This is a genomic window from Anabaena sp. TISTR 8404, from assembly GCF_056847745.1.
The window spans coordinates 138,666-159,681 of the sequence record NZ_CP180578.1; the positions used below are offsets into that span (position 1 = coordinate 138,666).

General features: G+C 37.0%; 15 protein-coding genes. 3 read left to right on the forward strand and 12 right to left on the reverse strand.

The window, feature by feature from the left end; translation table 11 throughout:
- Nucleotides 1-74: 74 nt before the first annotated feature.
- On the reverse strand, nt 75-788 hold the full coding sequence (locus tag ACMX3D_RS00720) for a carbonic anhydrase (RefSeq protein ID WP_482749586.1): 714 nt from the start codon (nt 786-788) through the stop codon (nt 75-77).
- 582 nt (nt 789-1,370) lie between these two features.
- Between ACMX3D_RS00720 and ACMX3D_RS00725 the strand changes: the two genes are divergently transcribed.
- Nucleotides 1,371-1,862 carry an Hsp20/alpha crystallin family protein gene (locus ACMX3D_RS00725; RefSeq protein ID WP_482749587.1) on the forward strand — a complete coding sequence of 164 codons (492 nt, stop codon included), beginning with the start codon at nt 1,371-1,373 and terminating at the stop codon, nt 1,860-1,862.
- 114 nt (nt 1,863-1,976) lie between these two features.
- On the opposite strand, the gene psbA is transcribed toward ACMX3D_RS00725, so the two are convergent.
- From psbA to ppsA, 3 genes are all read right to left on the reverse strand, one after another.
- Entirely contained in the window at nt 1,977-3,047 is a 1,071-nt protein-coding gene (psbA, locus tag ACMX3D_RS00730) for a photosystem II q(b) protein (protein WP_482749588.1), read from the reverse strand.
- A gap of 487 nt (nt 3,048-3,534) precedes the next feature.
- On the reverse strand, nt 3,535-4,062 hold the full coding sequence (locus tag ACMX3D_RS00735; protein WP_482749589.1) for a universal stress protein: 528 nt from the start codon (nt 4,060-4,062) through the stop codon (nt 3,535-3,537).
- A gap of 85 nt (nt 4,063-4,147) precedes the next feature.
- Nucleotides 4,148-6,592: a phosphoenolpyruvate synthase gene (gene ppsA / locus ACMX3D_RS00740; RefSeq protein WP_482749590.1), complete on the reverse strand. Its 2,445-nt coding sequence runs from the start codon at nt 6,590-6,592 to the stop codon at nt 4,148-4,150.
- Between the two features lie 425 nt (nt 6,593-7,017).
- On the opposite strand from ppsA, the gene ACMX3D_RS00745 reads away from it, so the two are divergent.
- Both ACMX3D_RS00745 and ACMX3D_RS00750 read left to right on the forward strand, forming a co-directional pair.
- Entirely contained in the window at nt 7,018-8,343 is a 1,326-nt protein-coding gene (locus tag ACMX3D_RS00745) for a choice-of-anchor Q domain-containing protein (RefSeq protein ID WP_482749591.1), read from the forward strand.
- Nucleotides 8,344-9,057: 714 nt separating this feature from the next.
- Nucleotides 9,058-10,404 carry a choice-of-anchor Q domain-containing protein gene (locus ACMX3D_RS00750; protein ID WP_482749592.1) on the forward strand — a complete coding sequence of 449 codons (1,347 nt, stop codon included), beginning with the start codon at nt 9,058-9,060 and terminating at the stop codon, nt 10,402-10,404.
- A gap of 53 nt (nt 10,405-10,457) precedes the next feature.
- Here ACMX3D_RS00750 and ACMX3D_RS00755 read toward each other — a convergent pair whose 3' ends face one another.
- From ACMX3D_RS00755 to ACMX3D_RS00790, 8 genes are all read right to left on the reverse strand, one after another.
- Complete coding sequence (locus tag ACMX3D_RS00755; protein ID WP_482749593.1) at nt 10,458-12,686, reverse strand: GumC family protein; 2,229 nt, start codon at nt 12,684-12,686, stop codon at nt 10,458-10,460.
- 341 nt (nt 12,687-13,027) lie between these two features.
- On the reverse strand, nt 13,028-13,834 hold the full coding sequence (locus tag ACMX3D_RS00760; RefSeq protein ID WP_482749594.1) for a WecB/TagA/CpsF family glycosyltransferase: 807 nt from the start codon (nt 13,832-13,834) through the stop codon (nt 13,028-13,030).
- Between the two features lie 2 nt (nt 13,835-13,836).
- Nucleotides 13,837-14,898 carry an NAD-dependent epimerase/dehydratase family protein gene (locus tag ACMX3D_RS00765; protein ID WP_482749595.1) on the reverse strand — a complete coding sequence of 354 codons (1,062 nt, stop codon included), beginning with the start codon at nt 14,896-14,898 and terminating at the stop codon, nt 13,837-13,839.
- Nucleotides 14,895-15,986, reverse strand: a complete 1,092-nt coding sequence (locus tag ACMX3D_RS00770; RefSeq protein ID WP_482749596.1) for a glycosyltransferase family 4 protein — start codon at nt 15,984-15,986, stop codon at nt 14,895-14,897. The genes ACMX3D_RS00765 and ACMX3D_RS00770 overlap by 4 nt, the downstream gene beginning before the upstream one ends.
- A gap of 105 nt (nt 15,987-16,091) precedes the next feature.
- Nucleotides 16,092-17,354, reverse strand: a complete 1,263-nt coding sequence (locus tag ACMX3D_RS00775; protein ID WP_482749597.1) for an O-antigen ligase family protein — start codon at nt 17,352-17,354, stop codon at nt 16,092-16,094.
- A 90-nt stretch (nt 17,355-17,444) separates the two neighbouring features.
- A complete protein-coding gene (locus ACMX3D_RS00780; protein WP_482749598.1) occupies nt 17,445-18,428 on the reverse strand; it encodes a glycosyltransferase family 2 protein in 984 nt (327 codons plus the stop codon).
- A gap of 57 nt (nt 18,429-18,485) precedes the next feature.
- On the reverse strand, nt 18,486-19,919 hold the full coding sequence (locus tag ACMX3D_RS00785) for an oligosaccharide flippase family protein (protein ID WP_482749599.1): 1,434 nt from the start codon (nt 19,917-19,919) through the stop codon (nt 18,486-18,488).
- Between the two features lie 58 nt (nt 19,920-19,977).
- Entirely contained in the window at nt 19,978-20,973 is a 996-nt protein-coding gene (locus ACMX3D_RS00790) for a glycosyltransferase family 2 protein (protein WP_482749600.1), read from the reverse strand.
- Nucleotides 20,974-21,016 lie beyond the last annotated feature (43 nt).

Consider the following 21,016-nt stretch of genomic DNA (forward strand, 5'->3'; position numbering starts at 1 on the left):
CCGATGATGTTGCTTTTTTACAAATGAAATAGGACTGTATAGACACAATTTCTTGTGTCTACACAATCTATAAATCAAGTAATTACAGTTACTTTGCCAGTATCGATATCGTAACAAGCACCAACAATTTTCAGTTTGTCTGTTTGTATCAACTGGGCTAACATTGTCGAAGTTTGTTGCAATTGTTTTACTTGATATTGCACATTAGCAATAACTGCATCTGTGGAATTTAACTGAGTTAATGCGGGTTTTATGCTTTCAGCAACATAGCTAATTCTACCGGGAAGCGGTTGGTTTTTAACTGCTGCTGTTACCGCACCACAGTTTTTATGACCCAACACGACTATTAGTTGTGTTCCTAATACAGATGTAGTATATTCCAAGCTACCGATCGCCATATCACTAGCAACATTACCAGCAACTCGCACAACGAATAAATCTCCTAGTCCTTGGTCGAAAATAATTTCCGCAGGTACTCTAGAGTCTGCACAACCTAAAATGGCGGCAAAAGGATATTGTGCTTTCGCTACTAATTGCAAACGTGCCAATGATTGATGAGGATATTGACGTTTTTGTTGGCTAAACCTTTGATTACCATCCAACAAAAGTTTTAAAGCTTGGTTTGCGCCAATTGGATGAAAATTAGCTGGACTAACATCAGCGATCGAGGTTTTAGGCGTACCTGCTATCAGACTACCACCAAAAGTTGTAGCGGCGATCGCTAAACCACCCGTACCTGCTAACTTAAAAAAATCACGACGACCGATAAATCCATTAATTCGACTCATTCATCTCCCTGACAACATTTTCGTTGTTGGCAGGAGGATAGCAAATTTTAATTAGATGTAAGAGTACCTTGTTACACGGTTTTAGAGTGATTTAACCTGAAAATGAAAATACACCTATGAAAGGTGAAATCTGCAATTTATCTGATTAATATCCTAACTAATAAGAAATAGCTCAAATAATTGATTGAGTAATATTCTACAGAATCACTTAATGTTTAAAATTTAGTCAAAATACTTAATTTACTCGTAAATACCAATAAGCACTACATATTAGGTAGAAATAACCGTACTTGATTTAAAAAAATAATTTTATAGGATGTTGAGTTTTAACTAAAAGCTTTGCTTTGAATTTTGAACAAGTAAGAACAGATTTAAAAATTCTATCAAGTAATAATCGGTGAAAATGCACTTACTCCGCAATTATATTAATAGGTGTGCAAAACCCTACCAGCAAAGTTGTGTTCTCTGTATTTTCAGGTTCTTGAGGATTAAGGCAATATTACAAGTGTCAGCAGCAAACAGATTCTGCTGACACTAAAAAAACAGCAATTTAATTAGTTATCAATGCAGAGGTAAAATACTATGATGATTCGCTACTTGCAACCAATCCGCGAACTCGAAAGCTTACGACGGCAAATGGATTTAGTATTTGATGAACTATCTGTACAAACTACTCAAGCAACTGAAACATCAGCAGCTTGGAGTCCTGCTATAGAGTTAATTGATGCAGGTGATAGTTTGATTCTCCACACACAATTGCCTGGTGTTGCTGCTCAAAATTTGGATGTGCAAGTAACTCGTGATGCTGTTGCAATTATAGGCGATCGCCAGCGCCAAAATCAAAATGCCAACTATCTACATTCCGAATTCCGCTACGGTAAATTCCAAAGAGTCGTTAACTTACCTGTTGCAGTGCAAAATGACAAAGTAAAAGCTGATTTTAACGATGGTATTCTGACATTAACTCTGCCCAAAGTTGAAGAAGTTCGTAATCGAGTTATCAAAATTAACTTAGGCAAAGTTACAGATAATTCTAATAAAAGTGTAGATGCTTCTGAAACACTGAACTCTTGATATCAGACACAATATCGATATATAGTGTAAAGCAGGTGGAAATCTTAGATTTCCACCTGCTTGATTGAGCATTAGAGATAGTTTTGATTCAGGAAATAAAAGGTACTAAAACCTTTAACTCACAGGAATAGGCTGACCACTAGACAAAACTAAGGGGAAATTATGCACATTAGGAGCGTGCATTGCAGTAATACCCAGGTTGGCACGGTTGAGAATATCTGCGTCAGTTTTAATCACGTTACCTCGGCTATCTAAAATTGAATGATTAAAGTTAAATCCATTCAAGTTGAAAGCCATTGAACAAATTCCCATCGCTGCAAACCAAATACCTACTGTTGGTAATGCTGCTAATAAGAAATGAAAAGAGCGATGATTTTTACTCCCAAAGGTAGGAATCAATAACCGTCCTAAAAAACCATAATGTCCTGCCAAATAATTGTAGGTACGTTTATGCTGACCTAACTTATATTTAACATTGATTGATTCATTTTCATCAGTATTCCGAAGTAAGGTTGAAGTCACCAAAGACCCATGTAAAGAACTCAAGAATGCACCACCAAAAACACCCGCTACACCCAACATATGGAACGGATGCATCAGAATATTATGGTCGCCTTGGAAAGCCAACATAAAGTGGAAAGTGCCAGCAATTCCTAAAGGTAAACCATCAGAAAAACTACCTTGACCGATGGGATAAACGAGCAAAACTGAAGTAGCTGCAATCACAGGTGCAGAATAAGCAATTGCTATCCAAGGACGCATACCTAAGCGATAGCTAAGTTCCCACAGTAGCCCTAAATAGCACCAAATCCCAATCAGAAAATGCAACACAATTAATTGATAAGGCCCGCCATTATATAACCACTCATCAATTGATGCAGCTTCCCAAATAGGGTAAAAGTGCAAACCAATAGCAGCTGAGGTCGGCACAACTGCGGCTGTAATTAAGTTATTACCATCCATTAGTGAACCCATAATTGGTTCACGAATGCCATCCATATCTACAGATGGAGCAGCAATAAAAGCCAAAATAAAACAGGTGGTGGCTGCTAAAAGAGTGGGAATCATTAACACACCAAACCAACCAATGTAAATCCGATTATTTGTACTAGTAATCCAAGCACAAAACCTATCCCATAAATCGAAGAAATTAAACTCTTTTTGCCGTTGAACAATGGTACTCATGGTCTGTAGCTCCTAAGCAATTCCAAGTTCAAAATTTTCTAACTACTTTTGTAAAAGCATCCTAATTATTGTTTAGGTTATAAAAAATATTCCAATAAGTTGCCAATAAAAATCCTTGCTTTACTTGTATGACCCAAGTTGGCGAATTGACAGAAATAGATAGACATTAATTACAAAAATATTCTTCTTAATGCTTGAACAATTAAATCTGTTAATTGAATTTGTAAAATGCCTATCTTAGCTAGGGATTAATGATATTAAACAGTCAACTTTTTTGCTACTTTAATTTTAGAAAAAATCTGAGCAACTGTGAGGCAGTTAGTTAAAGATCTTTGCAATACTTGATGTTGATAAAACTGGAGTATGGAAACTAAAAATCAACAGTTGGGAGAAGGGTATATGGGTCTATGGTATGAGTAGTCAAAACCCATATATCCTGAACCCTTTCATCCAATCATAACAATCAACTTTTGTGCCTAAATTCTGCTTAATTAGCAACTGTTGAGGTTGTTATTGGGGTATCTGTAGTTGCAGTAATTACACCTTGAACTGTCAGAACTGAACAAGGTGCATGATGCAATACGTAATTACTAACGCTACCGAGGAATAACTCACTAATTCCACTCAAACCACGACGACCGATAACTATTACATCAGCGTTCCAATTCCTAGCTACTTCACAAATCACGCGACCAGGGTCGCCTAATTCTTGGGTAAATTCTGCTGCTATACCCTTAGCGATCGCCTCATTAGTAAGTAATGTTAAAAATTCAACTCCTTTTTGCTTCAGTGCTTCCCATTGCTTTAAATAATATTCCACATTATGAATTTGAGAAGTAGCATAGCGACTATGTGTTTCCATCTCGGACGCATTCAAATAGTCGTCATTGAAAGGTGAGATAACTTGTAGCAACATCAATTCAGCATTAGTTAATGTTGCTAAAGATAGAGCTTGTTCAAAAACATGGCGACCAATTTCTGTATCATTAACTGCTACTAATATTTTCCTAAACATAAGTACAAATCCTGAATCATTTGTTATTTATCACAAGGTAGGAGACAGAAGGCTAAAGCATGAAATTTCAGACTTCACACTTCTCCTAACGCTTACTTTCTTCAGCAGCGGCAATTTCTAACAGTGTCTTGAGTACTGAGTCGGGGTTGAGACTAATAGAATCAATTCCCTGTTCGACTAAAAAGCGAGCAAATTCTGGATAATCACTAGGTGCTTGTCCACAAATCCCAATTTTGCGTCCATACTGTTTAACAGTAGCGATCGCATTAGCTATGGTTCTTGTTACTGCTTCATCACGTTCATCAAATAAATGAGCGACTAACTCTGAATCTCGGTCGAGTCCTAATGTCAATTGGGTTAAATCATTCGAGCCAATGGAGAAACCGTCAAAGATTTCACTAAATTTATCTGCAAGTTGCACATTACTCGGCAATTCACACATCACATAAACTTGCAATCCGTTGACTCCTCGTACTAAACCATGTTGCGCCATTTCTGCTAACACGCGCCGACCTTCTTGAGGAGTACGGCAGAATGGAATCATGAGAATTACATTGGTTAAACCCATTTCATCCCGTACCCGCTTCATGGCTTGACACTCTAGGGCAAAACCTTCACTGTAGCGGGGGTCATAATAGCGAGAAGCACCACGCCAACCAATCATCGGGTTTTCTTCTTTGGGTTCAAACTGCTTACCACCCAAGAGATTGGCATATTCATTACTCTTGAAATCCGATAGCCGGACAATTACTGGTTTAGGATAAAAAGCAGCTGCGATCGTGCCAATGCCTTGCGCTAGTTTATCAACGAAGAACTTTGCTTTATCTTCGTACTGGGCAGTTAATTCGGCGATTTTGTATCTCGCTAGTTCGTCTTCTAACTGATCAAAGTGAATTAAAGCTAGTGGATGGGCTTTGATGTGGTTGTTAATAATAAATTCCATCCTGGCTAATCCCACACCATCATTAGGAATGGCAGTTAAACCCAAAGCTTCTTCAGGATTAGCCAAATTCATCATGATTTGAGTGCGGGTACGGGGCAATTTTTCTAAAGGCAATTCTTGCACTTCATAAGGTAATAAACCTTGATATACTTTCCCCGTTTCACCTTCAGCACAACTAACGGTAATTTCTTCGCCAGTTTTTAATACAGTCGTCGCATTACCGCTACCAACAATCGCCGGAATTCCTAGTTCTCTGGCAATAATCGCTGCGTGACAAGTTCGTCCACCAGAATTGGTGACAATTGCACTTGCCTGTTTCATAATCGGTTCCCAATCAGGGTCAGTGCGGTTGGTAATCAGTACTTCGCCCGGTTGAAACTGGTGAATTTGGCGCACGTCAAGAATTACTCTGGCTTTACCTTGGCCAATCATTTCGCCGACGCTGCGACCTGTTAGCAGTACCTCACCCTTTTCTTTTAATTGGTACTGTTTCAGAACATTTTTAATTTTTTGGGACTGGACTGTTTCTGGACGTGCTTGCACAATAAATAATTCATTAGTCAAACCATCTTTCGCCCATTCAATATCCATCGGCGTGTAAGTTCCACGCACTTGGGAATAATGTTCTTCAATGATGCAAGCCCAGTTTGCTAGTTGTAAAATTTCGTCATCGTTGAGGGCGTATTGATTCCGTTCGGCTGGCGGGACAGAGATATTTTTGGTTAATTTCAAGCCTTCTAGGTCATAAACCATCTTAATTTCTTTTGTACCTAGGCGCTTTTGAATAATCGGGCGATATCCTTGTTTTAAAGTCGGTTTGAAAACTAAATATTCATCAGGATTCACTGCACCTTGAACAACGTTTTCACCTAAACCATAAGCTGCGTTAATCAAGGCCGCATCTTTAAAACCTGTTTCTGTATCGATAGAAAACATCACGCCAGAAACAGCTAAATCAGAACGTACCATTTTCTGCACACCGACAGATAAGGCAATATTGAAGTGGTCAAAGCCTTTGATTTGGCGGTAGGAAATAGCACGGTCAGTAAAAATTGAAGCGAAACACTTATGACAAGCTTCTAGAACTGCTTGTAGTCCGTGGACATTTAAGTAAGTTTCTTGTTGACCAGCAAAGCTGGCATCCGGTAAATCTTCGGCAGTAGCGCTAGAACGAACAGCAACATCAGTATCAGCACCATATTCTTGGCAAAGATTTTGGTAAGATTGAGCGATCGCAGCTTGTAATTCTGGCGGAAAGGGAGTTTGTAGCATCAGCATTCGCGCTTTTTTACCGCATTGCCGCAAATTCTGCACATCCTCCACATTTAAATCTGCAAATATCTCTCGCAGTTGTGTTTCTATTCCTGCCGCAGAAATAAAGTAGCGATAAGCAAACGCAGTTGTAGCAAAGCCTGTAGGGACTTTTACTCCTTTGCGGCGCAGTTGCTGAATCATCTCTCCTAAAGATGCGTTTTTGCCACCGACTAAGGAGATATCTGCAATTCCGACATTATTTAAAGGTAAAACTACAGCTTGTTCTTTAGAAGTTGGGTTAGAGGTTTCTGAATATAACAATGTATCTAGCATAGTAGAGTTTTCCATAATAGATGGAGATATTTCAGAGCCTCCAAGTATTGGCACAGTAGCAGTGTTTGTGTAAATTTAACAAACACTCAAAACTAACTAGTAAGTGCTTCTGCAAAAATTTGTAGTCACTTGTTTGGCTCTTAGGTCTCACACTTTTGTTTATAGAAAGATAATTTGAGGAACTTGTGAGGATACAGCAACTAATTTTGGGATTTCTGTTGCCAGTATAGTTTTAATTTATACCAATTTTTTAAATCAGTTTACATATAATTTGCATATTCTTAGTTAGTAATTTTACAGAGGCGACACTGAGAACTTCAAAGTACTTTTGAATAACAATCTCGCAGATAGAAGTGTTCCCTGTAATGAAAAAGAGCTTGAGTTTCAGTGCTTTTTTCGTACTGCCTACAGTGCTATGCAGTTTAATGGATGTACAAAGTCTTACAGCCGCCATAGCCAAACAAGTCAGTCCTTCATCGGCTGTTCAAGAAGTCGCCATCCCAAATCGTTATTTACTTAGCCAAACAACAAGTCCGAAAACATATTATGTCAGTGGCAGTGGTAGCGACACCAATAATGGACTTTCTACAGCATCTCCCTTTAGAACGATTCAAAAAGCGGCAGATCTTACCAAACCCGGAGATACAGTACTCATCATGAATGGTTTGTACACCAATCCACACTCTGGATATGCACTAGGCATTATGCGCTCAGGTACTGCCAGTGCCTGGATTACCTACAAAGCTTATCCAGGACACCAACCAAAAATTAAGCACAATGCCTGGAATGGCATTTTAATCAGAGATGGAGCGTCGTATATTGAGGTTAATGGTTTGGAAATAGAAGGCAACAATGCCAATATTACTCTTGATTATGCTTTAAGCCAGAAGACCAACACATCAAATCAATTAACTAACGGCAACTGCATTACTATTGATGGACGTAAAAATGGTCATACCCATCACATCCGAATTCTCAACAACAAAATACATGGATGTGGAGGTGGAGGCATTGCTGTTATTCAATCTGACTATATAAAAATAGACCGCAATGAAGTGTTCAATAATGCTTGGTACTCGGTTTACGGCAATAGTGGTATTTCCTTGTATCAAAATTGGAATTTTGACACCAACCAGGGATACAAGATGTATGTGACAAATAACAAAGTCTATAACAATCGGCAATATATTCCTTGGATTGCTACGGGGAAAGTTGACGACGGTAATGGTATCATCGTGGATGATTCAAAAAATACTCAGAATAACTCAACGTTAGGAGCATATAAAGGACGAACTTTTATTGCTAATAATATTTCCTATAAGAATGGAGGTTCTGGCATTCATGCTTATAGGAGTGAACATGTTGATATGATCAACAACACAGCTTATATGAATAACCAAAGCCCCGAAATTGATGATGGGCAAATATTTGCTAATGAGGCATCTGATGTCAAAATTTTTAATAACATTCTTTATGCCTTTCCTAACAAGCGGGTAAATAGTAACACCCTAAATGCCAATGTTTTTTATAACAATAATGTTTACGCTAATGGTTCTCTTATAGCTGCACAGGGAGGTAAAGATATTATAGCTAATCCCCAGTTTGTTAATCCGGAAAATGCTGATTTTCGACTTCAGTCAACAAGTCCAGCTATTGATAAAGGTTTAGTGTGGAGTATGCTAACAATAGATTTTGTCGGTAAAGCTCGCCCAACAGGTGCAGGTTATGATATTGGGGTGTATGAGTACTAGCCTTGCTCAGCGGCAGATGTTATAGAAGATACCGCACAACTTTATAAAATCAGGAACCCTTTTTTCTTCTTTGGAAAAAGGGTTGATTGTTAGATTTTTTTGCAACAAATAACCACAAGTAAAAGCCATAAGAAATTATAAATTTCAGTTATTCAAATGATATTTGATAGAGTGTTTATAATAATTAAAATTTTAAAAATTAAGAAAACAAAGGATTTATTAACTATTACATAAACTATTTTTAATAGTTATATATTAAGTTTTGCTTATAAAAGATCTATAAAATCTGAATTTTATATTTAAAATTTTAAAACAGGCTAAGTTTATGAAAAGAACATGCTTATACTTTGAGATGCTTTTTTGCTTCTCAAAAATTGTTTTATACTCATTTTACTCCTTTAGATATCATATTTTTGATATTTAATAAAGACTTTTTACCATCAAAAAATATTTACTTTGGTAAGTTTAATATATTTGACAATTTCTCCAACACTCTGGATACTAGATGGGTTACTTGAATTTATCAGTCAAGTATCAGTTAAGTTGGATTGATTGTCAATAAATTTGCCAATCTGAGTTGATTTACCAAAAATCAACAAAGCACAGCTTGCTTGTTACGTTAGCAGATATCTTTCAGTAACAGTATCGAAGATCAAAGTGTTTCCTTTAATGATGAAGAGTTCAAGTTTCAGTGCTTTGTTGGTACTGCCTTCAGTGCTATGTACGCTTGTGGATGTACAAAGTATTACAGCAGCTTTAGTAAAAGATGCTCGTGTTTTATCTACTGTTCCAGAAGTTTCAATTCCCCGTCGTCAAGTTATTAGCCAAACAACGAGTCCGAAAACATACTATGTCAGTGGCAGTGGTAGCGATACTAATAATGGACTATCCACAGCATCTCCATTTAGAACGATTCAGAAAGCCTCAGACCTGACTAACCCTGGCGATAGAGTATTCATTATGAATGGGGTGTACACTAATCCGCATTCTGGATTCGCACTTGGTATTAGACGATCTGGTGCGCCTAATGCTTGGATTACCTACAAAGCTTATCCAGGACATAAACCAAAAATTAAGCACAATGCCTGGAATGGCATTTTGATTAGAGATGGAGTGTCTTATATCGAGATAGATGGGTTGGAAATAGAAGGCAACAATGCCAATATCACTCTTGAGTATGCGTTAAGCCAAAAGACAAACACATCAACCCCATTGACTAACGGTAATTGCATTACTGTTGATGGAAGTAAAAATGGGTATACCCATCACATTCGGATTCTGAATAATAAAATACATGGGTGTGGAGGAGCAGGCATTGCCATTATGAAATCTGATTATATAAAGATAGATGGCAATGAAGTGTTTAATAATTGTTGGTACTCTGCTTTAGGTAACAGTGGTATTTCCTTGTATCAGAGTTGGAATTCTGACAACAACCAAGGATACAAAATCTTCATAACTAACAATAAAATCTACAACAATCGACAGTACATTCCCTGGTATTTAAAAGGGTCTATCCAAGATGGTCATGGATTGATTATTGACGATTTTGACCATTTTCAAAGTGGCTTAACTTCAGCAGCCTATAAAGGGCGTACTTTTATTGCCAACAATATTACATATAAAAATGGTGGCTCAGGCATTATTGCACATCGAAGTGACCATGTTGATATTGTGAACAATGTTTCTTATCTCAATAACCAAAGTCCAGAAATTACACATGGGCAAATCATTGCTAACATTTCAGAAGATGTGAACATTGTTAATAATATTTTGTATGCATTCCCTGACAAGAAGGTGAACAACAACTACCAAAACATTAATGTCACTTATGACTATAATATCTATGCCAACAGTTCTAATATAGCTGTGAAGGGGCCTAACGATATTGTTGCTGATCCACAGTTTGTCAATCCAGCAAGTGGTGACTTTCGGCTTCAAGCAGACAGTCCAGGAATTGACAAGGGTTTGAAGTGGAATATGTTAACAACTGATTTTGCTGGTAACCCTCGTCCATCTGGTACGAGGTTTGATATCGGGGCTTACGAATACCAGTTCTAGTAAGAGCGATCGCTCTTAGGTTGTGTTACCAAAACTTTGATTTCCACAGAATCTTATTCTCTAATACGTTTTTGTAACACAACTTCTTTTGTTGATTCTGGAGGCGTAAAATATTTCTGAGCATGATAAAAGTAGTGGCTTGATTCATTTTGATCGATAATGCCATTCACTACTAAACCTAAGACATTGTGACTGGATCTTGATAACATTTCTTGAGCAGCAGCAGCACTGCTGGAGTCGATTACACCAGGACGACTAACTAACAAAATTCCATCCGACATTTGACTTAAAGTTAAAGCATCGGCAGCCAGAAGCAAGGGAGGAGCATCGATAATTACAAAGTCATATTGCTCGGAAAAATCTTTAATTAATGAGGCCATCCGCTTTGAATCTAGCAAAGCTAATGGGTTGGGAGGTCGAACTCCTGCTGTTAAAACATCAAGATTATCCATGACTGGACATGCAGCGGTGTGAAATTCTGCCTGACCAACAAGAACCTCACTCAAACCTGCGGCATTGGTAAGTTGCCAAAGATGATGCTGCGAAGGGACTCGCATATCTGCATCAATGAGTAAAACTGTACGTCCTAGTTGGGCGATCGCAGCTGCCAAATTTGCTGAAACTGTAGATTTACCTTCTTTAGGTACGGCACTAGTAACTACTATGGTTTTCAGCACTTTATCAGAACTGAGAAATTTTAAATTTGCTTGAATCATCCGATACATTTCACTGGTTAGAGAGTGTGGCAAATCTCTCACAGCTATTTCCGTAGGGGTTGATTCGATATTGCGATCGCGAGAGCGTGCTTTGGTGGAAGTTAAAGGAATTGTACCCAATAATGTGTAATCAAATGCTTCCCTAACTTCTTTGAGGGTTTTTAGCGATTTATCTTTTATTTCTAGCAAGAGAATCGCGGTTGTGGCTAAAAAAGTACCGAATATTACTCCTAATGCCACCAAAATCAATTTTTTCCCGGATTCTGGTTTGTCCGGAACTATAGCTTGAGCAACGATGCGAGCATTAGGCGCACTTCTGTTTTCTGCAACTTGTAGTTCTTGAACTTTCCTTAAGAGACTTTGGTAAGTAGATTCGGCAACTTCAACATTTCGCTCTAACTGGCGCTGAGTTTGTACTAACTGGGGAATAATTTTCGTCCGCCGTTCGTAGGTGGAGCGGGAGTTGTACAAAGAGGTAAGCCTATTTATCAAGCCAATACGTTGCAATTCTAATTGCAGAAAGTTTGCGATTAGTGTTTGTCTTAGCTCTCCAATCTGCAATAGCCGCTGCGGTACTTGTGCTGGTGTACCCAAAGTGTTGCCAATTTCCTGTTGGAGGAGAGCCGTTAAACTCGCTTTCCTAGCTTCTAGGTTAACAATTATAGGGTTTTCATCTTGGAAACGGCTGCGTTCGTTGGCTAACTGTCGTTCTACGTCTTGAAGTTGTGTTAGTACTCCTTGTACAGCGGGTGATTGACTGAGAGAACTGACTGCGAGCGCCTGTTGGGAGTTGAGGTTAAGTTTTTGCCGCAGTTGATTTGTTTGCGCGTTGACATCTTCTAGTTGCGATCGCACAGTATTGATTTGGTTATTTAAGTCGCCGATAATCGCAACGGCTGACCTTGTTTCTTCTGTTAAATCAGCAATATTATTCTTTTGTCTAAATATCCGTAGCGCTACTTCTGTTTTTTGAACAGCAGCTTCACTTTGCGGTAACTGTTTGGCGATAAATTTCCTTGTCGCTTCTGCTTCTGCGCGATTTGTCAGAACATCATTTTCTAAATACAAATTCATGACAGTATTAACTACTGCCGCTGCTTCTTCAGGATTACGACTTTTATAAGTAATATTCAGTATATCTGTACCACCAACAATCTTTAATGTCAGGTTCTTTTGTAAGTCTTCGACTTTTAATGGTTCACCTTCTGCATTTTTGAGTTGTAGTTTATCGATAGTACGTTGTAACAAAGGATGGGAAGATATAACTTCTATTTGAGTGGTGATCGGATTTTGAGTTGCTACCAATGATCTTAAATCACTTGGTTCTTCTCCGTCAGAATTACTAGGTAAGAGACTAGAGCCTACGACCTTAAAAGAGGGAATTCTAAATAATAATTTCCCTTCTGCTTGGTAGGAGGGCTTGATATAGATTGTTGCTAATGCACTCAGTGCGATCGTGCCTACCAATATACTAGTTGCTGGTATCCATCGTCTTTTTAAGGCAGATAAGTAACGACGCAGGTCTAGGTCAATAGATTCTCTAGCTTCCATAGAAGTTTCTGACACCAACTGTCAAAGGTAAAATATTAAATAATTTTGCTGCTCAAACGCTAATTTACGTACAGCAGATTAAACTATAGTATAAACTAGCCAAGTCATATCATAGTAGGTATATAGTTTGCAGATATAACATGGCAATAGACGAAGCTCTTGAATAATTTTTTGGTAAGAAATTATCAAGCACAAAGTATATACTTCCTAAAAACTATAAAAAAATGCTCATATGCGATCGCTGATTTTTTAACCGCATATGGTTTTTTATTGTAACCATACAGCAATCCCAATTTAGATTTATTCATATTCTATTTTAGGATTGCTGTATTACCTTGGTTATCACAGCAGAGTGATTAGCCAAAAGATTCGATATGCTCTTTACCATCAGGCATAGCGGGATTAAACCTTCTCCATCCTACATACTGTAGAAATATATTCCACACATAAATAGGGTTAAGGATCAAATAACGTCGCCACAAACGTTGAGGTTCTTGAATCAAGCGATAGAGCCATTCGAGGCTATAATCCTGTAATAGTTTTGGTGCTTGAGGTAAGTTGCCTGCAATGAAATCGAAAGCTGCACCAACAGCCAAAATCGGCATATTTAGCAAGTCTCGATATTCATAAGCCCAAACTTCTTGTCTTGGACAACCCAAGCCTAAAAAAACAGCATCAGCACCCGATGACTTGATTCGGTTTGCTACTTCTAGACGTTCTGCTTCACTCAACCTGCGGAATTTTGAAGGTTCTTGTCCTACTATCAACAGCTTAGGAAAACGCCGCTTTAAGTTGACAACAAGTCTCTCTAAAACTTCTTGTTTGCTGCCATACAAATAAAGCTTTAATCCCCGCTCGGCAAAAGCTTCAGCAACTTTTAAAGTTAGGTTAGGGCCATAGACACGATCTGGTAGCTTCTTGTTGTGAAGTACTTTTAAAGCCATACGCACAGGTTGTCCGTCAGGAACTACAAGATCCAAACCATTTAATCTTCTTAAATGCGTAGAATCCATAAATCCTGTCATCACCCCATGAACAGCCAACGCACTCACAGAACAAGGCTGTTTTTGTTCTGCTGCTGCAACAATTTTAGCAACAGCAAACTCATAATCTACCGCATGAATATTGACTCCTAAAATGGAGTGCTTGCCATAATTAATCATGATTATAACCACCTATCAACATTCTTATCGTAAATTTCTTGGAGTATTTGGTTAACGTTATATTTTATTGACCAATTTGGGTATTTATTTTTGAATTTAGATAGGTCACTGATATACCAAATATGGTCTCCGATTCTATTATCTTCTTTGTAAGAATATTGTAATTCTCGCCCTGATATTTCTTGGCAGATTTCAATAGCTTCTAACATTGAGCAGTTACTTTCACGACCACCACCGATGTTATATATTTCTGCACTTCCAGGATTTTTATAAAATTCATAAAAGGCAGCAATTAAGTCAGAAGAATGAATGTTGTCCCGTACTTGCTTACCTTTATAACCAAAAACACTGTATGGATTACCTGTTACAGTGCATTTCATTAAATAAGCTAAAAAACCATGCAGTTGAGTTCCAGAGTGGCTTGGCCCTGTCAGACATCCACCACGAAACGAGACTGTTTTCATATCAAAATAACGGCCGTATTCTTGGACAAGTACATCAGCAGCAACTTTAGATGCGCCAAAAAGAGAATGTTTGCTGTTATCAATACTCATATCTTCAGAAATACCGGCATAATAACGATGAGAGGAGTCTATTTCCCAACGTTTTTCTAATTCTACTAAAGGCAAATAATTAGGTAAGTCACCATATACCTTATTAGTAGATGTAAAAATAAACGGGCTATCAGGGCAGTTTTCTCGTGTTGCTTGCAATAAGTTCAAAGTACCGTTAGCATTCACTGAGAAATCAGAAAATGGATCTCTAGCTGCCCAGTCGTGAGAAGGTTGAGCCGCTGTGTGAATAACTAATGATATTGACTTACCGAAGCGTTCAAAAATTTCTTTGATTTTGGGAAAATCTCTAATATCAACGTCGTAGTGTTCGTATTTTTCTACTTCTGCTTCTAAGCGTTTGCGGTTCCAGTCAGTTGAAGCTTCTTCACCAAAAAAGAACTTCCGCATATCATTATCAATACCGACGACATGCATTCCTAAATTGCCGAAAAAACGCACTGCTTCAGACCCAATTAAACCAGCCGAACCAGTAATAATGACGACACTCATTTTGTATTGACCTCTTGATAATTTTTGGATATTAACTGATAGATATTCAACAGATTATCACAATAAACTTTGACATCAAAACTTAAAATACTGCTTCTCGCATTATTTCCTAGTTTCTTTCTTAAATTGTGATTTTCAATTAAAGATTGAATAGCTTCTGTTAATTGTTGAATATCACCTGGAGTTACTAACAAACCATTTTGATAAGAAGTAACAATTTCAGGGATACCTCCTACTGGTGATGTAACTACTGGTAATCCCCAAGCCATAGCTTCTAATAATGCCATTGGCAAAGCTTCGTTATAAGATGGCAAAACAAAGATGTGAGAATTCGCTAGTAATTCATCTCTTTTATCGGAACTAAGCCATCCCATAAAAGTAACATAACCTGCTAAATTTAAATTTTTGACTAAATCTAGCCCTTGCTCTATTTCTCCATCTCCAGCGAAAATTAATTCTGCTCGCTCTTTTAGCTCAGCAGGCAAATTAGCAAATGCTTTAATTAAGTCAAATGCACCTTTACGCTGACCAATACGCCCTGAAAATACTATTCTTACTTTACTAATATCTAGGTGTTCTGGAATTTTATCTGGAATAGATACAGGGTTAGGCAATACAAAAACTCGCTCTGTTTTTAAACATAAGTTAGGTATATAAAAATCTTTCCAGCTATTAGATAGAACAATAAATCCTTGACATTTACTAAATATCAAACTTAATAACTTTTGTACCCATTTAGGCAATGAATTAAAAGTTAAATGAAATTCAGGGCCATGAGCATGAATTAATACTGGCTTACGAAATACTAAACTAATAGTAGTAATCACTGCTTTGCGGAAAACACTTCCCCAATCAGCCATGTGAATATGTACAACATCTGTTTTTTTAGTCAATAATCTCAACAAAAGAGTAAATAAACCTTTAACAAAAACACTTATTTTATGTATTGCTGAGCCATCTTCTCGAGTAGTAATGTGTTGAATTTTAACATTAGTGGATATGTTTTTCAGAATCAGTTTTTCAACTGTAACTATACCTCCATGATGTTCTAAGCTATCTCCTAGCATGACAATTTCTGTTTGATTCATAATATCCACATTTCTCCTACTCAATAAAATCAGCAATTGATATGAGATATTTATTTTTATTAAATATCTAATAGTTGATTGTTATCAGTTTTGCAAATTTATAACTCAAGCAAAAACCTTGTTTTGGTTTTTAGAGACTGCACTTAACGAAAAAATTACACTTAAATAAAATATAAAAAATATATTATTTTGAATTAGCATTGTACTTTCAGTAAGATTTGCTAAGACTATATATGTTAGATAAGTTATTGGCCAAAGATTTAGTGAATCGTGATTTAAACGTAAATAAATTAATGCTTTAAAAAAATTTATACAAAATGCCAATAAATAAATTGTTACTCCGACAATACCTAAATCAAGAAATAAATCTAACAAACCGTTATGTGCATTAGGTGGAGACCAGCCAGTTGCATACCAAATAGAAGCAGCCTCACTCTCCCATCCATACCAAAAACTACCAAATCCATAACCCAACAAAGGTCTTTCCCAGATCTTATCCAGCACAAGTGGCCATAAGTCTGTACGACCTGTTAATGTTGCATCTTTACCAACTGAAGCTAGAAGTTTATCTGCATTAGCTGTTAACCATATCTTGATTCCAAAGCCGATAGTTGCTAGACCAGTAATTCCAGGAATCATGAAATTTAATTGCCATCTAAAAACTTGATAAATTACTAATGCGACTAAAAGCAATGCAAAATTTAATAAAGCACTTTTTGAGGTTGAAAGTATTAATAAAATTATCGATAATATACAGCCGCACCACAAAAGTAAACTATTTTTTTTCTGATTAAAAGCAAGACATAAAAATACAAATATACTTGGCACCATAATTTTCCCCAGAACATTTTTATGGCTGTAGATTCCACGCCAAGATCCTGCATGTAATCCTGCCATAATTCCATATTTGGGTAAAGCTACAGCAAATAAACAACTAGAGATAATTGCTATACCAAACATCCAAGCAAATAGCTGTAGCTGTTCTTTTAATGTGTAACGTGTAGCTAAATAAAGACCAAAAATTGTTGTTCCAAATAAAGCTATACTTCTGGATCTGGTTAACTCAGGAATAGAAGACCAAAAGACTGAGATGGCAGCCAGTACTACTAATAACCAAATGAATTTATCTTTGCTGAGTACATAAATAACTTTTTTCCACCGTAAAACAAGTAAACAAAAGGTAATTATGTAGATCACCATAAAGATCAACTGAATTAAGGGATAGTTTGGTAAACCTTCTGCACCATCTCCTTCACTTACCCCTCCCGAAAGGATCACAACTAATGGGCCTCCTGAATAGTGTAGTAAAGACACTACTGTAAAGGCATATTCTGCAAATGCTAGTAGTTTTCTCATCAAAGCACCCATATAGCTTCATCAAAATTGTTAATAGTAATACCAAGCTAGAAAAATAGTGAGATACTAACTTAACTTTACAGAAGTGCGATCGCCTGATAATCAAGATGACTTGAATTTCCCAGAAATAACAGCACGAATTTGCTGTCTAAGTTGTTGTGGTATTAGCCACATTGTTAAATATAAAAATAAATCTATCGGTCTCATATGACCCCAACGTAGAGCTTCCCACAATAGAGGCCAAAAAGCTTTCCAATCTCTCATTAAAGATGCAGAAGGTGTAATAACCGTCACTATAAAGCCAGCATAAGCTTTGGGTGTCACTAAATTGCGGATATAATGCAGCCAATCTAGAGAATATTGCCAATCTTTAATGTTACTTAAGCGTTTTCTCCCGATTTCTGAATACCAAATTGCCATAGGTTCAAGGACAAATTCTACCCCCACACCTTCGGTTGCACTAACTCGCAGTAACCATTCCCAATCTTCATGGCGATAAAATTTTTCATCCAAAGGCATTTTTTGTAATAATTCTTTTTTAGTAAAAAAAGTAGAGGTTTGCATAAATCCCTCTCCTTGAAAAAAAGAATTACGCACAAATAAGTACTCACTTAAAGGTTCTGAGGGTTTAGGTAATCTTCTAGGCCAAATGAATTTGCCCTTGGGAGTTAGAGAAATAAAACGACTAGCAACCACCGGATAATCATAACTAGAATTTTTGGCTAATTCTAGTTGACGTTCTAATTTTTGTGGTAGCCATTCATCATCATCATCAAGAAAGGCTATCCAATAACCTTTAGCTTCTTTAACTCCCGCATTTCTGGCTCCTGATGGGCCAATATTGTTGACTAATTCCAGAATTTTTAGTCTGGAGTCTCCTATTTCAGAGAGCGCTTTGACTGTTTCGCCATCAGGCCCATCTACCACTACAATCACTTCAATGGTTGCTAAGGTTTGGGCTAATGCGCTTTTCACCGCCCTGCTAACAACTTGTGGTCTGTTTCTGGTAGGAATAACGACACTAACCATTTCTTGGTTATTGTCGTTACTTATTATTTCTTCTGATTGTAATAATGCTGTTTTCATCTCTCTAATTTGTTTGATACTTTAAATTTAGCTTGATCATTTTTTGATTTAATCTGTTTACGCCTTTTTTAAAAGTTTTAACCATACAGCACGTGGCCCGCCCAAAGTATAGACACCTAAACATCCAATAATCAATACATAATAAGAAGTTGAGATAATCAGCGTTAGCAGGAAATTGAAATTAACTTTTTGTAAGACTATTAATACAGGTAGCATCAAAGTACTAACCAGTAGAGGACGACGCAGAATCTGCCACAAATTTAATGAAAATAAACGGCTATATGTGTAGTAAACATACTGACCAAAGGCAAACAGCTTGATGAATAAATCTGTGGTTGCTGCACCCATTAATTGAAATTGGGATACTAATACGACACCTGCAAAACTTCCTAATGTTGTGGTAACTACTACTTCGCGCAAATTAAATCTCTCAAAACCATTAGCAACCAGAAGATAAGATAATGCGCGATTGAATGGTAAAAACAGCAAAGTTAGGGTAATAATATTCAGGGCTAGGCTACCTTGGGCAAAACTAGGGTTATATAAAAAAATCAATAAATCTTTGCTAAGAAATAAACAGCTAATTAATAAAGGTAAAGCAATAGCCAAGAGTATTTCAATAAAATTTTCTGTGATTTGACGCTGATTTTCTTGTCCTTGAGTTACTGCTTTAGATAAACTCGGAAATATGGCTGTTGCCATACTATTAGCAATAATAACAAATGGCTGCATTAATTGAACAATTCCACCATAAATTCCGACTAAAAACTCATTTCCTAAAAGTGAAAGAATTAAAATTTGCAGTCTGCTATTAACTACAGCTATTCCTTCAATTGCAAAAAATGTACGTGCAGCTTTGATACTATTCCAAATAAAATCTCGATCAATTTGCCATTTAAGTTGAACTGTACCTATAAGTAATAGCCATTGAATAACTAAAATTATTGCTTCTGAAACTAATAGAAGTTCTGCTAAAGTAGCTACTCCGTACTTCATTTGCATTGCCCATATCATCACCAATAAGCGAACAATATAAACAGGTACTGTAGAAAGAGCAATCAAATGCATCCTTTCTTGAGCCTGAAAAATTGCTTCAGTGATATTGGACAACGAGAATGGAATAATGGTTAAACCCATGATGTAGCAAATTTTCGAGGTTTCAGTGCTATAAGGCAATAAAAACACGACAATACACAATGCTACATAACCAATAAGACCAAAAACGAATTGTAACAAGGTACCATTCGTGAGAAAAATTGGTGTTTTTTCTGGCTCACGAGCTAGTTCTCTTGTGAACAAAACTTTTAACCCTTGTGAGGCAATATTGACAAAGATAAAGTAATAACTAAATGCTAGTAGATATTGACCTAAAGCTTCAGCACCTAAAATCCGAGCTATAGCGGCGGTTAATACAAATGTTGCAATGCTTTGTGTTAACCGATTAATGAGCATTGCGAGAGAATTACTGATTAACTTGCGTTTTTCTACCATTAGGAATTAGAGGCAATATTAGTGCTGAACAAATGAAAGACTTAAAAAAACTTATATATTAATTATTTCTACGATATGCTACTTCGTAGACTAATTTATCTCCAAGAATGTAATATCTAAAACGGCGCAGCAATATTACTTTAAGTTTGCTCAGGAAATGTACAAAGAAATAAGGATTACGTATTAGCTCCAATAAAGCTGTTAATAACTTTTGTTGTTTGATAGGTTCGACAACACTATAATAGGCTTTATTTTTTTGTAAAATTGCCAAGCTTTGAGATAGCACCTCAACTAAGTTTGGATTATTTTGCACCTTTTCTTGTTGTAAAAAGTTTTGGATGGCTTTGCTAGTCTGATTAATTTGTCTGAGTTTGTTTTGGGTAACGAGAGAGCCTGGACGAAAGTAATAAAAATAGTAGGGGTGTGGGACAAATACACAGTAAGCACCATCAATTAAACATTGCAGAGTCAACTGGAAATCTTCAGCAACTTGCATTGTTTCGTTATAGGTAATGCCATGCTCTAGTAAAAAGGTTCTTTTAAAGAAAGGTTTGGCAAAACCGAGATGTAATCCTACTTGCCCGTATAAATCTGTTTTGACAAAATATACTGGGTCAATTTGTTTAATAGTTTGAATTTGCTCGCCACTTTCTCGCAGTAAGGTACTCCAAGGCTGCTGTTCACTGCTTTGAATAAAGTTTAAGTCATCAATCACGATATCTGCGTTTTGGGCGATCGCTACTTGCAAAAGTTTTTCTAACCTGTCTGGTGCATACCAGTCATCAGAGTCTAAGACGGCAATCCATTTTCCCTTAGCTTCTTTCAGCGCCCGGTTACGTGCGCCACCCACACCCAAATTTTGTTGGTTAACAAAGACTCTGAGGCGTGAATCCGCAAAGCTGTTAATGATTTCTAAAGTAGAATCAGTAGATGCGTCATCGACTACAATCACTTCCACATTGGTAAGGGTTTGCCCTAAAGCTGATTCTATAGCCCGCGCTATATATTTTTCTGTGTTATGAGCCGGAATGATGATTGATACTTCGGGATTCATGTCAGTAGTCTTTTGTTACCAGCTAAATCTTGGTTAGTTCATG